Genomic DNA, 13,677 nt, shown 5'->3' on the forward strand with positions numbered 1-13,677 from the left:
AGATTATTATTCATTCATTTTTAACTAGGGCCATTCACTTCAATTCGGGATGCTGCTTTTGTATACTAAAAGAAGTTACGATTAGACGATACATATTTCTAGGAGATAGTGACATGAAAAATATGAATTCAAAAAAGCTCGGCACGATGCCGATGAATAGACTCATTTTAACTCTTTCGGTACCAATGATGATCTCGATGTTCATCCAGTCCCTTTACAATGTGGTCGACAGCATGTTCGTCGCTCAGATCAGCGAAGATGCCTTGGCAGCTCTGTCACTCGTTTTTCCGATTCAGATGCTCATGGTTGCTATCGGTATCGGGACCGGTGTCGGAATGAATGCAGAGTTATCCAAGCGATTAGGAGAAGACGACAGAAAACTGGCGAGTGCTGCGGCCAATAATGGCGTATTCCTGACGCTCTTCCATTATGGGATATTCCTTGTCTTTGGCTTGTTCTTTGTTCGACCATTTTTTGAGATGCAGACGGATAACAGTGAAATTATTCGATACGGAATGGAGTATACGGTACTTATTACGACCCTGTCGATAGGTAAATTGATGCAGTTCACTTATGAACGTATTCTGCAGGCGACCGGCCGGACGTACTATACGATGATCACTCAGGGGACCGGGGCTATCTTGAACATCATCCTTGACCCGATCCTTATCTTCGGATGGTTCGGTGTCCCGGCGCTGGGGGTATATGGTGCTGCTATTGCCACGGTCATCGCACAGATGACATCTGCTACATTAGCCTTTGTCATAAACAGTAAAGTCAACGATGACCTGGATATGCATATTTTCGGAAATAAGCCGGATCTGAAAGTGATCAAGCGTATTTATTCGGTAGGTATCCCGTCGATGGTCATGACCTCTATCACGTCATTAGTGACGCTGATTTTCAATAATATCCTGCTGCAGTTCACACCCACAGCTATAGCGGTATATGGGGTCTATATAAAATTTCAAGGCTTTGCATTCATGCCAGTATTCGGTCTGAATAACGGCATGGTCCCTATCGTGTCTTATAACTTCGGAGCCAGAAATAAAGAGCGGATGGTTAACGCGATCAAACTGTCTCTCATGTACGGCGGATTGATCATGCTGACAGGGACCCTGCTGTTTCAAATCTTCCCAGTCCAGTTTTTGAACCTGTTCAGTGCTTCGGATGAAATGCTGAGGATCGGGGTCCCAGCATTGAGAACCATCAGCCTGAGTTTTGTCTTTGCAGGCATAAGTATCATGCTAGGGACTGTTTTTCAGGCTATCGGCAATGCCGTGATCAGTTTATGGATCCAAGTCATCCGGCAACTGCTCGTGCTCGTGCCGGTTGCCTACGCTTTATCCCTGACTGGAGATGTCAATATGGTCTGGTGGTCTAAGCTGATCTCTGAAAGTGTGACTGTTGTCTTTGCAGTCATGGCTATGCGCTTTATATACAAGAAGAAAATCGAACCATTAAAATAAACAACAGAAGAGAGCCTGGGACAAAGGTGTATCTTAAATCTAAATGGAAATATAAAGCAGAAATAATTTGCTCGATCTACAAAATATTTCTGCTTAGTTGTGTTTAAAAAAGTCCTGAATAAAAATCTTTATGATTTTTTGTTCAGGACTTTTCTGTTTTTAACTGGGATTTCGACTGTGGTTTTTATTATAAGCGTGTTCGACAAGTAGGATATCATTTAGGAATCTAACCTGTCGAAGTTGACTATGTTCGGTAAGTAGCTGACGAAGCCGATAAGCTACATACCGAATTAACCCTCTATTCGACACTTTGATAAGCGATTTGACGTGCTACTTACCGAATAAGCGCTTCTTCGGTAAGTAGGTTTCCTTTATCGATTTCTATCGACCGAACATCACCTAGGTTCGACAATTAGGAAGAAATAAGGAGCGTGTACTTACCGAACTTCGCTACATTCAGCACTTAAGAGAGTGATAACTGATCCTAATCGTCTAACCTACATCTGATAAGGAAAGCGGTCGACGCATCGACCGCTACCTTTAAATAATCAGAGTATGAAATTTTTATTACGCATTTAGATACATGAATCTATGAAATCAGGATCACTCATCCATCAGTTCTTCCAGTTGGCCGAAACCGCCTTTGATATCCACGATATGAGTATAGCCCCGTTTTTCGAGTGCTCCCAGGGCTATACCGGAACGGACCCCCGACTGGCAGTGAACAAAGACTGGTTCATTTTTGTCAAAAGGGAGATCATCGGTCAGCAGATCCCCGAACAGGACCCGTCTGGCTCCTTCCAGATGGTTCTCTTCCCACTCAGACTTACTTCGTACGTCTAAGATATTCAGATCCTGATTTTTCTGCTTATACATCGTCACAAATTGTTCTGATTCGATAGTCAGAGAAACGGTATCCAGGTCTAAATTATCCGGACTGATGTAACCTTTTACTTTATCGTAGCCGATGAGCTGCAACTGTTTAGCTGCTTCGTCGGCGTCATTTTTTCTGCCAATGAAGGTCATATTTTTGTCGTAATCAAGGAACCACCCGGCGTAACTGAGAAAACTCTCGTTCATAGGAATATTAAGTGTTCCGTGCTTATGTCCGGACTGATAAACCTCTTTTGGACGAAGATCGATCGTCAACTCAGTCAGCTCGTTTGTCGAAACGGGATAGGTCCGTGTATCCGCAGCCAGAGGGACATCGATCTTGTTGATTTTTTTCATTTGGGCAAAGTAATGCGGCGGTTCCGGCTGATCTTCTACGAGTTCTTTTTTGAATTCTTTTTCATCAGTATACTGGAATGCCCAGTTATTTTCTTTTTCATAACCGAGGGTACTCATCGGCACTGCGCCCAGTGACTTTCCGCAGGCACTTCCTGCACCATGTCCTGGCCAGATTTGAAGATGGTCCGGCAATTCTTTGGCTTTCTGCACAGATCCATACATATCTTCAGCTCCAGATTCAGTCGTACCTTCCAGTTTAGCAGCTGTTTCAAGCAGATCTGGACGGCCGACATCACCGACGAAAAGGAAATCGCCCGAGAAGATACCCATCGGGATGGAAGAACCGCCGCCTTTGTCTGTCAGTAAGAAGGATAGGCTTTCTGGTGTATGCCCTGGGGTATGCATCACATCGAGGATGATGTTGCCGATTTCAATGGTATCACCTTCTGCCAGGAATACAGTATTGTCAGGCATGTTCTGGTATTTCCAATCCTCACCACCCATGTCAGAAACGTAGGGAACGGCGTCCAGTTTACGGTTGACATCTCGCAGTCCAGATGCGAAGTCGGCATGGATATGAGTTTCCGCTGTTTTTGTGATCCTTAATCCTTCTGCTTCGGCAGTCTCGATATAGTCTTCGATATCCCGGAGAGGGTCTATGATGATGGCTTCGCCAGTCCGCTGGCAGCCGACAAGATAAGCCATTTGTGCGAGTTGTTTATCAAAAAAAGATTTAAAATACATGTAATCAGCTCCTTGAATGAATAAAAGATTCTTATTGATTATAGTTTAACATGATAAATGTTATCCTTTTATCATAATGCTTGAGCAGTGTTCAAGTCTTTATGATCGATTTTTATGATTATAATTTGTTAAACTGAGGGTAGTACTTAGAAGGAGAGAAGATTATGATACCTAAAATTATTCATTATGCCTGGTTTGGTGGGAATGAACTAGGACCACTTGAAAAAAAGTGCCTGGAAAGCTGGAAAAAATACTGTCCTGACTGGGAAATCAAGCGCTGGGATGAGTCTAATTTTGATCCGAAAGAACACGGAAAGTACGCTGAACAAGCTTATGAGAGAGAAGACTGGGCCTTCGTTTCAGATGTGGCCCGACTATATGCATTGAATGAATACGGTGGCGTGTACTGCGATACTGATATGGAACTTATCAAGCCGATCGACAAGTTCCGAAAATTCCCGGCTTTTTTCAGCTTTGAAATCGAAACTGAAATATCCACTGGAATCATTGGCGCAGAACCGCATCATCCCTTTATCGAAGAACTGTACAATGACTATGAAGGCAGAGAATTCATTTTGCCCGACGGTTCTAGAGATGATAAGACAAACGTCATAAGGATCACTGAAATAATGATCGAAAGAGGCCTCAAACCAAATAATACACGTCAGGAGATAGAAGGCTGCACGATTTTTCCGCGTGAATATTTTTCTCCGAAAGATTACTGGACCCGGGAAGTGGATGCGACAGAAAATACACATGGGATCCACCAGTTCACGGGCAGCTGGTTATAGACTTTGTCATTACCGTTTAGAAGCAAGTCAGAACATTACAGTTCTGGCTTTTTTTCATGGGATACGGTGCATACAGACAGGTTTAACGTTATAATGTGAAAGAGTGTGAGTACATGAAAGGGTGATTGGATGAAAGTATTTATAAATGGAAAAATATACCTTGAACGCGATTCCTTTGCAGAAGCGATGATCGTAGAAGGTAATCGAATAATCAAAGTTGGAACGAACGATGCCTGCCTGCAGGGCCTTACAGAAGCAGCACGGGAATCAGTGACAGACTTAAAAGGAAAAACAGTCTTGCCGGGGCTTAATGATTCGCATCTGCATTTTCTGATGACTGCAGAGTATCTAAGTTTGCTGCCAATCACAGATGTGACCTCAATGAACGAACTCATAAAAAGATGTCGGGACTACATAAAGAAGAATAAATTGACGGCAGATGATGTTTTATATACTGAAGGATGGAACCATACGACCTTTACAGATGAAAAAAGGATGCCGGACCGTTCGGATCTTGATCAGGCTTCAACGGAGGTCCCTATCGTATTGGTGCGGGTGGACAGACACGTTATGAGCCTGAATACCGCAGCTTTAGATCATTTTAATATAACAGTTGAGACCCGTCCTTCTACAGGCGGAGAAATAAAGAAAGATGATGCCGGTCAGCTGACGGGGATATTGACAGAAGGAGCTGTTGATCTCGTTAAGGCAAAATTGCCGAAGAAATCCCGTGAAGAGAAAAAAGAATTGCTCGTGGATACGATGGCACTGGCCAATAAAAAAGGACTGACATCGATGCACACGAATGATGCTAAAGATGAAACGATCGAAGAAACCCTCTTACTGTATAAAGAACTGGAAGATGAAGACCGGTTGTCGGTCCGTTTTTATCAGCAGGTCTGGTTTAATAACGGCAAGTATTTATCCGACTTCTTCAATAGTGACTATACATTCCAACAAGGCTCAGCCTGGAATAAAATCGGTCCGGTCAAATTCTTTATCGACGGGACACTGGGAGCGCGGACTGCGGCCTTGAGAAAGCCTTATACGGATGACCCGGCTGCTTTTGGGATAGTGACCAAGACTCAGGAAAAGCTGACAGAAGAAGTGACACTTGCAGTAGAGAATGGCTATCAGGTGATCATTCACGGCATAGGGGACCGCGGTATCGAAATGATCCTGAACGCTTATGACAACACCCTGAATGGTCAGCCGAATACGCTCCGACTCGGCATCAACCATATGCAGATCACCGGACACGACCTTATCGACCGGGTAGCAGAAAAGGATTATCTCACATACGTCCAGCCGATCTTTCTTGATGACGACATCCCGATTATAAGAGAGCGCGTGGGAAATGAGCGGGCAGAAACCTCTTATTTGTTTAAGACGATGCATGACAAAGGGATCCATCAGTCATTCAGTAGTGATGCCCCTGTGGTTTCTTTTGATCCTTTTTATAACATTCAATGTGCAGTAACACGAAACCGTCTAGAAAGTACCGGAAATGACCCTTATCTTCCTGAAGAAGCTATGGATATCTGTGCAGCGATCGATGCCTATACCTATGAAAGTGCCTATGCATCATTTGAAGAAACTGAAAAAGGGCGGATCAGAGAGGGATATCTGGCTGATTTTATCGTTCTGGACAAAGACATTTTCACTTGTGATCTGGACGATATAAAGACGACTAATGTTCTGGCGACCTTTGTTGACGGGAAATGTGTCTACAAGACCGGTGAAGCAAATGAAAAATAATGTGATAACTCAAGCTCGTGTGAAAAACATTATACTCATTGTCATCGGTTCACTTCTTTATGCCATAAGTGTGAATGTGTTTACCGTGCCGAATGGTTTGGCTGAAGGCGGATTGACGGGTTTTTCTCTGATCCTGTTTTATCTTTTTGGGCTTCCGCCTTCTTATACCATCTTCATTATAAATATATTTATTCTTGCCATCGGTTATAAGTTCCTGGATAAAAAAACCTTATATTATACGCTGATAGCCAACGGTATCATCTCTGTCCTTTTACTGGTCGTCACACAGTGGGCCTTCATTCCTGAAACCACTCTGCTGGCGCCTATAGGTTCTGGCGTATTCATGGGAGCAGGGATCGGACTGATCATGCTGGGACACGGAACGACAGCTGGCAGTGATATCATCGCCAAGCTCCTTCACAAATACGCGGGCATCAATGTCCCAACAGCCTTACTTTTGATCGACGTCTTTATCGTTGTTCCGAGTGCTTTTATTATCGGTGCGGAAAATGCCTTCTTGACCCTGATCAATTTATACATCCAGAGTAAAGTGATAGACTTTATACTTGAGGGTCTGAATCCCAGGAAATCCTTCTTCATCATTTCTGCTAAGTATGTGGAGATAGCCGAAGCGATCGAGCAGCAGCTGGGCCGGGGCATCACGATTTTAGACGGCAAAGGTTATTATACCAAAGAAAAGAAAGAGATTCTGTACATCATAATCAGCCGTAGAGAAGTCCTTCGGATCAAACGGATCGTTGAGGCGATCGATCCCAATGCATTCATGACGATCTCTCATGTTCAGGAAGTAACGGGAGAAGGGTTTTCTTACTTATCAGAGGAAGTACAGGCACAACGGATAACCGAGGCTGAAGAAGAGTGGAATGATTAAACAAGAATGGTTGTAATTTGATTTGTTTAGTTTATAATTATTATAAAGTGTAAAAAAAGAGGAGTAATGACATGACAGATAATATCATAGAGGTCAATAACATAAGTTTTAACGTTGGCCATGAAAAAATATTAAGTGGCGTGGATTTTTCCATTGTCAAAGGAGAGCGTGTGACGATCACTGGTCCTTCGGGGGGAGGCAAGAGCACCCTGCTGAAAATCATAGCCAGTATTCTGACGCCCACAAAAGGAAACATCGTTTATAAAGGTAAAGACGTCTCTGAAATCGATCCGATCGATTACCGTAAAGAAGTGTCCTATTTCTTTCAGAATGCGACCTTGTTCGATCAGACGGTCAGAGATAATTTAGCATTTCCTTATGAGATCCGCGACGAAGAATTCAATGAAACAAAAAGCGTGACCATGCTGGAAAGATTGAAATTGAACCGCTCATACCTGGACAAAGAAGTGAAGGATCTTTCAGGGGGAGAAAAACAGCGTGTCGCCCTTGTAAGAAATCTGCTGTATAAACCTGAAGTCATCTTGCTGGATGAAGTGACGAGTTCACTGGATGCTGAAAATAAAGATATTATCTACAGTATACTAGACGAATTGAATGAAGAAGATAACATGACGATTCTTTCAGTCACCCATGATGAGAGAGAAATTAATAAGGCTGATCGGATCATACGAATCCTAGATGGAAAGGTGGCTGAACAATAATGGGTGCAAACTTAGAAATCGGAAATTTTTCGTTACTGTTATCTACAGGGTTGCTGTTTATTGCCATATTTGTAGATTATAAAGAAAAACTGGATCTAGGTAACGACATTTTCATCGCCGGTGTCAGAGCGGTCGTGCAGCTGTTCGCCATCGGTTATGTCCTGAAGTATATCATTCAAGTCGACAACTTCTTTATTACGCTCGCAATGGTCCTGTTCATCGTCTTTAATGCGGGTTTCAATGCCCACAAGCGCAGCGAAGGAATATCGAATTCCTTATTTATCTCACTCACAGCGATCGGAGTGGGGACTGCAATCACGTTGGGCGTTATGCTCGTTTCAGGAGCCATTATATGGGTCCCGTCACAGATCGTACCGATCACAGGGATGATCGCCAGTAATGCCATGGTCGCCATCGGATTGACTTACCGAGCATTGAACAGCAAGTTTACTGATCAGAGACAACAAGTCCTGGAAAAACTTGCTTTAGGTGCTAATGAGAAACAGGCATCCATGAGCATCATAAGAGAAAGTGTGAAGACAGGCATGAGTCCGTCGATCGACCGGACGAAAACGGTAGGTCTAGTGAGTCTGCCGGGAATGATGTCTGGCTTGATCTTTGCGGGTGTTGATCCTACAGATGCTATTAGATACCAGATCGTTGTTATGTTCATGCTTATTGCCGTTACAAGTATTGCAAGCTTCATTGCAAGCTATCTGGCCTACAGAGAATACTATAATGACCGGAACCAGCTGATGATATAAAAAATTATACGAGCAAGACCACTCTGTCCATAGTTGATCAGGGTGGTCTTTTTATATTACACTGTTACAAAACATATCGATACTGAAATAGTTTTGAGATATTAGTTCATGAATAATACAAACTAACTAAAAGGAAGTGACAAAGGGCCCAAACCCCTTTTCTTTATGATTTAGCATGGTAAGATACAATCAGTTGTTCAGGAAAACCAGATGAACAAACGCGAACACTGTCTAATTAACCTTACCAATCGAACTATATGAAAAGGGGAATAAATTAATGACTATTCAAAAAAATACATGGCTTAAAGCAGGCTTGACATTATCCGCAGCTGGATTGATGCTGCTGACAAATGATACAGAAGCAAGTGCCAATTCAAACTGGGCACCGCGTACGGTTCTGGAAATCGAAGAAGATATCAATGAAGCTAAAGCAGATTATGATGAAGACAAAACATTGGAATATACTTTCCAATGGGGAGATACACTATGGGGCGTTTCTCAAGCCACTGATATCTCGGTTGAAAAACTGGCAACAGTGAATGATATTGATAACCGCAGCCTGATTCAGGTAGGGACGACTATTTATTTAAGTAATGATTTATCCGTCATTTCTGTAGAAAATGAAGAAGAGGTCGTCAGTTACGATGTATCTGAAGAGGAAGTGAAAGAAACAGAAACACCTAAAGAAGTAGAAGAAGCTAAAGAAGAGAAAAAAGAAGTGAAAGATAACCAGGCAGCGGCTGAAAAAGCAGCAGCCGAAAAAGCGGCAGCCGAAAAAGCAGCAGCTGAAAAAGCGGCAGCCGAAAAAGCAGCAGCCGAAAAAGCAGCAGCCGAAAAAGCGGCAGCTGAAAAAGCAGCAGCCGAAAAAGCGGCAACAGAACAAGCAGCGTCAACTTCTTCTAACAATACAGCATCACAGGAAGAATCTGGCCGTTGGATATCAGTTGAAGCCACAGCGTATTCTAGAAATCAGGCAAGCTTAAGTAACTTTACCTTTATGGGTATTGATTTAAGAGAGAATTCTCGCGTTATTGCTGTAGATCCGAATGTCATTCCACTGGGTTCTAAAGTATTGGTACCTGGATATGGTGAATACATTGCCGGAGATACTGGTGGTGCCATTAAAGGTAATCGAATCGATGTCCACATGGAAGATTTAGATGCGGCATGGTCATTTGGACGTCGTCAAATCGACATCAAAATATTAGACTAATAGAAAAGTCAAAAAAAAAGTACAGAGTAACTATACTCTGTACTTTTTTTTTGATGAAAATCGATCCTTTGTAATATTAATAATACTAAATACAAACGAGTAACCAAATTGTTAAAGCGTTATCTTTTTAAAAAAATGCTATTAATGATAGGGTATAAGTAGATAGGATCTTGGAAACATTAGTACGTTCATTCGTTCGTCAGTGTTTGATATGTCATATAAAAGTGATAACAGTAAAATGAGTCGACGTGCTATCACTTTTAAAAATAACCTTATTCTGATAGGTTATTTATAGATAATACACAAAAGGAGAGATGCTATGAACGAAGAGTTTTCTAGCATAGCAGAACCGGCCGTCCCATAATTCGAAGTGGCATGGTTAACGATACGTTGACGAACTGGATACTGACACCGTAGATGACATATACGGATAAAACAGATAACTGCAGAATTATTGAAAGGAGAATATATAATGAAGAAACTGACAAAGTTACTTGCTCTGATAATGACCGGTGGTATGCTCATGGTCGGTTGTGGAGAAGTTGACGAAGAGCTGCCTGATGTAGAAGAAACAGAAGAAAATATAGATGAAGGACTTAACGATGTAGAAGAAGGGGTAGAGGATACGGGGGACGAAATTGATGAAGAGTTAGACGAAGAAACGGAATAACAGGCTGATTCACCTAAAAAGGAATGAGTATTATGAAAAAACTGACAAAACTTATTGCCCTTACCCTGACTGGTGGTTTGCTTTTAGTCGGGTGTGGAGAAACAGATGATATGGAAAATGATTTGCCTGATGTAGAAGAAACAGAAGACGATTTAATGAATGATGACTTGGGTGATGAAATGGAAGACGACGCTGAATGATATTCTGGTCAAACATTATAAATTACTAAAACTCTAATGAAAAAAGCGGATCAACCTGCTTGCTCTGATGATGACTAACGGCATAGTCATAGTTACAAGCGGAGACAGCGATCAATGAAGAGTTAGCTGATGTGAAAGAGCCCTCAGATTCTCTCGTCCGTTGGTTGGGTTAGAATTGTGAGAAAGTACAGACGAATAACAAACGTTCAATCTTAGAATATGTATGTTAAAAAGACACACACCTTATTGAAGGCGTGTGCCTTTTTTACTAGTCCAAAAGTGAATTATGTTTTGCTTCAATGGATTCATTTTTATAATATACACGTGGGACCCTTTTACCAATACCGCAGAGAATCTCATAATGAAAACTGTCAGTCAGGTCTGCCATTTTATATATACTGGGATGCCCTTTTTTAGGATCGCCTATAAACACTAGCTCAGTATCTTTATTGAAACCCGGGATATCACTTACGTCGACCATCAGCTGATCCATACATATTCGTCCCACGATAGGCGCTTTATGATCATCTGTAGTCAGATACCAGCGGTTGGATAATTCTCTAGGGATCCCATCGGCATATCCCAGTAAGATCGTTGCTATAGTTTTTTCTTCCGCTGCTGTAAAAGTTCTTCCGTATCCGATCGTTGTTCCTTCTTCGACCTTTTTTACATAAGCCGCATGAGTAGATAATCTCATTACCGGCTGCAGATCTATTTTATCTTCAAGAGACTTGTCCGGGTGATATCCGAACAAAGAAATTCCTGTACGGATCATATCCAGGTGATATTCAGGGTATAAAAGAGTTGCTGCAGTATTACTGCAGTGGGTCAGGTCAAAGTATATCCCCTGGTCTTTGAGGTCATTAACGATATCCATAAAAAAATCAAATTGGTGTTTTGTATAAGTTGGATCTTCGGTATTTTCGGCTTCGGCAAAGTGAGTGAAAATACCTTCGAACTCTACCCATTCGGAAGTCATGGTTCGACTTAATCTTGCTGCTTCTTCACGTGAACGTACACCGATCCTGGCCATACCCGAATCGACCTTTAAATGGATCTTTGCCTTTTTCTGAAGACTTTCGGCGGAATGTTTAACCTTACCGGCAATTTCATCAGAGAAAACTGTAATGGAAATGTCATTCTTGATTGCTGTTGGAATTGTATCCGGTTCAATTGGACTCAACAGAAGAATGGGACTTTTCACTCCTGCTTCCCTCAATTCCATGGCTTCATCCAAGACAGCTACAGCTAGAAAATCGATGTTCTGACTTTCGAGATGCCTGCCGACCTCTACAGCGCCATGGCCATAGGCATCTGCTTTGATCACACCCATGAATTTGGTTTTAGGGGATAATAATTCCTTCATACGAATATAATTATCAGTCAGTTTATCTAAGTCGATCGTTGCACGAGTATAGCGATAACTACCATAATGCATAATCAGTACTCCTTTCAGTTACACTTTATTTTAACATGAAAAAGGGGAATTAATGAAGCAGCGATGTGGGATTTCATAGACTTTAAACACGAATAAATAGTTAGGGATGGAATGGGAACGAGAAAAAAATGACAGCTTGTCATCATTCCTGTTTTTGTATAAAATAGAGATAGTGATTAAAGGGAGATGTAAATATGATGAAAATTACCAAAGAATCATTAGCAAATTACAAAGATAGATATAACGGAAATGCGACCAATAAAGTGGTACAGAATGCGATCGCCAAAGTAGGAATAAACAAATCCTCTGTCGATAATAACATGACCAGACGACATAATTTCGTATTCTCTCATGAAACAGAAAAAGGCGACATCACGAATCAGAAGTCCAGTGGGCGCTGCTGGATGTTTGCCGCATTAAATACTGCTCGCGTAGATACAATGGAGAAACTGAATGTGAAGACATTTGAATTTTCGCAGAATTATACCCTTTTCTGGGATAAGTTGGAAAAATCAAATTATTTCCTCGACAGTATAATTGAAACGGTGGATGAACCCCTCAACTCACGTCTGGTTCAGCACCTGCTGCAGGACCCCGTTCAAGATGGTGGACAGTGGGATATGTTTTCTGGGATCCTTGAAAAATACGGGGCTGTTCCCAAATCAGCCATGCCGGAAACCTATCATTCTTCTAATACACGAGAACTCAACCAGCTTCTGACTGCCAAACTGAGAGACTTTGCCGCGAAGATTCGAGAAAATCATAAGAGTGGAAAAACAAAGGATGAGCTTGTTGAACTGAAAGAGGACTACCTCTATTTTGTCTATGCCTTGTTAGTGAAGACATTGGGTGAGGTTCCGGAATCATTTACGTATGAATATCGCGATAAGGACGAAGAATTCCACCGTATTCATGAGATAACTCCACGTGAGTTCTTTGAAAAATATGTTGCATGGGATTTGGAGGAACGCATTAGTTTGATCAATGCGCCCACTGATGATAAGCCGTTTGGTAAAGCATATACTGTTAAATATCTGGGAACGATCAAAGAAGCACAACCGATCAGATATGTTAATGCACCTATTGATGCATTGAAAAAAGCAGCGGTCCAGTCGATCAAAGATGGTGAACCGGTATGGTTTGGCTGCGATGTCGGAAAAATGCTTGACCGTGAAGCAGGGATCATGGATGATAAAGCGTATGATTACGAAGCAACCTTGGGAGAGTCTGTTGAACTGACTAAAGGCCAGCGCCTCGATTATGGTGAAAGTTTACTGACCCATGCGATGGTTTTTGTTGGAGTTGACCTCGATGATGAAGGCAACCCGATCAAGTGGAAAGTCGAAAACAGCTGGGGCGACAAGAGCGGAGATAAAGGTGTCTATTCGATGACTGATAAATGGTTTGACGAATATAACTATCAAGTGGCCGTTAAACGTAAATACATTGATGAAAAATGGCTGAAAGCTCTAGACGAACCAGTTGTTGAACTGGAACCGTGGGATCCTATGGGTGCTCTGGCCATGGTCAAATAAACCTTCAGGCATTCTAACTTGCTGAAGGGAGACGTCTATCATCATTAGTCACCTGGACTAACGATGCGGTGCGTACAGCTATTCTTGATCTCATTAGGCGCACCCAGCAAGGAGACAAATTGAGTACGCTGAATGAGCCGGACAAAGGACGTACTCATCGAGAATAAAGCATGAGTACGCTGAATGAGCTACGCAAAGGACGTACCCGGCGAGAATAATACGTGAGTACGCTGAATGAGCCGGACAAAGGA

General features: G+C 42.1%; 12 protein-coding genes. 10 read left to right on the plus strand and 2 right to left on the minus strand.

Features of this window, described 5'->3' with window-relative positions; translation table 11 throughout:
- Window positions 1–113: 113 nt before the first annotated feature.
- A complete protein-coding gene (locus BMX84_RS07755) occupies window positions 114–1,469 on the plus strand; it encodes an MATE family efflux transporter (protein ID WP_091488638.1) in 1,356 nt (451 codons plus the stop codon).
- Between the two features lie 603 nt (window positions 1,470–2,072).
- On the opposite strand, the gene BMX84_RS07760 is transcribed toward BMX84_RS07755, so the two are convergent.
- Window positions 2,073–3,443: an MBL fold metallo-hydrolase gene (locus BMX84_RS07760; protein ID WP_091488640.1), complete on the minus strand. Its 1,371-nt coding sequence runs from the start codon at window positions 3,441–3,443 to the stop codon at window positions 2,073–2,075.
- A gap of 164 nt (window positions 3,444–3,607) precedes the next feature.
- Between BMX84_RS07760 and BMX84_RS07765 the strand changes: the two genes are divergently transcribed.
- From BMX84_RS07765 to BMX84_RS12510, 8 genes are all read left to right on the plus strand, one after another.
- Window positions 3,608–4,234: a glycosyltransferase family 32 protein gene (locus BMX84_RS07765; protein ID WP_091488642.1), complete on the plus strand. Its 627-nt coding sequence runs from the start codon at window positions 3,608–3,610 to the stop codon at window positions 4,232–4,234.
- Between the two features lie 129 nt (window positions 4,235–4,363).
- The gene (locus tag BMX84_RS07770) at window positions 4,364–5,992 is read left to right on the plus strand and encodes an amidohydrolase (protein WP_091488643.1); all 1,629 of its coding nucleotides are present in this window, start codon (window positions 4,364–4,366) and stop codon (window positions 5,990–5,992) included.
- Complete coding sequence (locus BMX84_RS07775) at window positions 5,982–6,884, plus strand: YitT family protein (RefSeq protein WP_177165509.1); 903 nt, start codon at window positions 5,982–5,984, stop codon at window positions 6,882–6,884. The genes BMX84_RS07770 and BMX84_RS07775 overlap by 11 nt, the downstream gene beginning before the upstream one ends.
- Before the next feature lie 71 nt (window positions 6,885–6,955).
- The gene (locus BMX84_RS07780) at window positions 6,956–7,606 is read left to right on the plus strand and encodes an ABC transporter ATP-binding protein (protein ID WP_091488646.1); all 651 of its coding nucleotides are present in this window, start codon (window positions 6,956–6,958) and stop codon (window positions 7,604–7,606) included.
- The gene (locus BMX84_RS07785; RefSeq protein WP_091488648.1) at window positions 7,606–8,370 is read left to right on the plus strand and encodes an ABC transporter permease; all 765 of its coding nucleotides are present in this window, start codon (window positions 7,606–7,608) and stop codon (window positions 8,368–8,370) included. The genes BMX84_RS07780 and BMX84_RS07785 overlap by 1 nt, the downstream gene beginning before the upstream one ends.
- Window positions 8,371–8,647: 277 nt before the next feature.
- Window positions 8,648–9,583 carry a 3D domain-containing protein gene (locus BMX84_RS07790; protein ID WP_091488649.1) on the plus strand — a complete coding sequence of 312 codons (936 nt, stop codon included), beginning with the start codon at window positions 8,648–8,650 and terminating at the stop codon, window positions 9,581–9,583.
- Window positions 9,584–10,055: 472 nt separating this feature from the next.
- On the plus strand, window positions 10,056–10,253 hold the full coding sequence (locus BMX84_RS07795; RefSeq protein WP_091488650.1) for a hypothetical protein: 198 nt from the start codon (window positions 10,056–10,058) through the stop codon (window positions 10,251–10,253).
- Between the two features lie 32 nt (window positions 10,254–10,285).
- Window positions 10,286–10,453, plus strand: coding sequence for a hypothetical protein (locus BMX84_RS12510; RefSeq protein WP_177165510.1), 168 nt, complete (start codon window positions 10,286–10,288; stop codon window positions 10,451–10,453).
- Window positions 10,454–10,721: 268 nt separating this feature from the next.
- On the opposite strand, the gene alr is transcribed toward BMX84_RS12510, so the two are convergent.
- Complete coding sequence (gene alr / locus BMX84_RS07800; protein ID WP_091488651.1) at window positions 10,722–11,891, minus strand: alanine racemase; 1,170 nt, start codon at window positions 11,889–11,891, stop codon at window positions 10,722–10,724.
- 197 nt (window positions 11,892–12,088) lie between these two features.
- On the opposite strand from alr, the gene BMX84_RS07805 reads away from it, so the two are divergent.
- Window positions 12,089–13,426 (plus strand): C1 family peptidase, encoded by a 1,338-nt coding sequence (locus BMX84_RS07805; protein WP_091488652.1) that lies wholly within the window; start codon window positions 12,089–12,091, stop codon window positions 13,424–13,426.
- The last annotated feature ends 251 nt before the right edge of the window (window positions 13,427–13,677 follow it).

Source organism: Alkalibacterium putridalgicola (assembly GCF_900109825.1).
Classification (GTDB): Bacteria; Bacillota; Bacilli; order Lactobacillales; family Carnobacteriaceae_A; genus Alkalibacterium; species Alkalibacterium putridalgicola.

Bases quoted from the DNA above. Each gene is read 5' to 3' on its own strand.
- BMX84_RS07765 (WP_091488642.1), top strand. From the start codon at position 3,608: ATGATACCTAAAATTATTCATTATGCCTGGTTTGGTGGGAATGAACTA.
- BMX84_RS07775 (WP_177165509.1), top strand. From the start codon at position 5,982: ATGAAAAATAATGTGATAACTCAAGCTCGTGTGAAAAACATTATACTC.
- BMX84_RS07790 (WP_091488649.1), top strand. From the start codon at position 8,648: ATGACTATTCAAAAAAATACATGGCTTAAAGCAGGCTTGACATTATCC.
- alr (WP_091488651.1), bottom strand. From the start codon at position 11,891: ATGCATTATGGTAGTTATCGCTATACTCGTGCAACGATCGACTTAGAT.
- BMX84_RS07770 (WP_091488643.1), top strand. From the start codon at position 4,364: ATGAAAGTATTTATAAATGGAAAAATATACCTTGAACGCGATTCCTTT.
- BMX84_RS07795 (WP_091488650.1), top strand. From the start codon at position 10,056: ATGAAGAAACTGACAAAGTTACTTGCTCTGATAATGACCGGTGGTATG.
- BMX84_RS07805 (WP_091488652.1), top strand. From the start codon at position 12,089: ATGAAAATTACCAAAGAATCATTAGCAAATTACAAAGATAGATATAAC.
- BMX84_RS07785 (WP_091488648.1), top strand. From the start codon at position 7,606: ATGGGTGCAAACTTAGAAATCGGAAATTTTTCGTTACTGTTATCTACA.
- BMX84_RS07780 (WP_091488646.1), top strand. From the start codon at position 6,956: ATGACAGATAATATCATAGAGGTCAATAACATAAGTTTTAACGTTGGC.
- BMX84_RS12510 (WP_177165510.1), top strand. From the start codon at position 10,286: ATGAAAAAACTGACAAAACTTATTGCCCTTACCCTGACTGGTGGTTTG.
- BMX84_RS07755 (WP_091488638.1), top strand. From the start codon at position 114: ATGAAAAATATGAATTCAAAAAAGCTCGGCACGATGCCGATGAATAGA.
- BMX84_RS07760 (WP_091488640.1), bottom strand. From the start codon at position 3,443: ATGTATTTTAAATCTTTTTTTGATAAACAACTCGCACAAATGGCTTAT.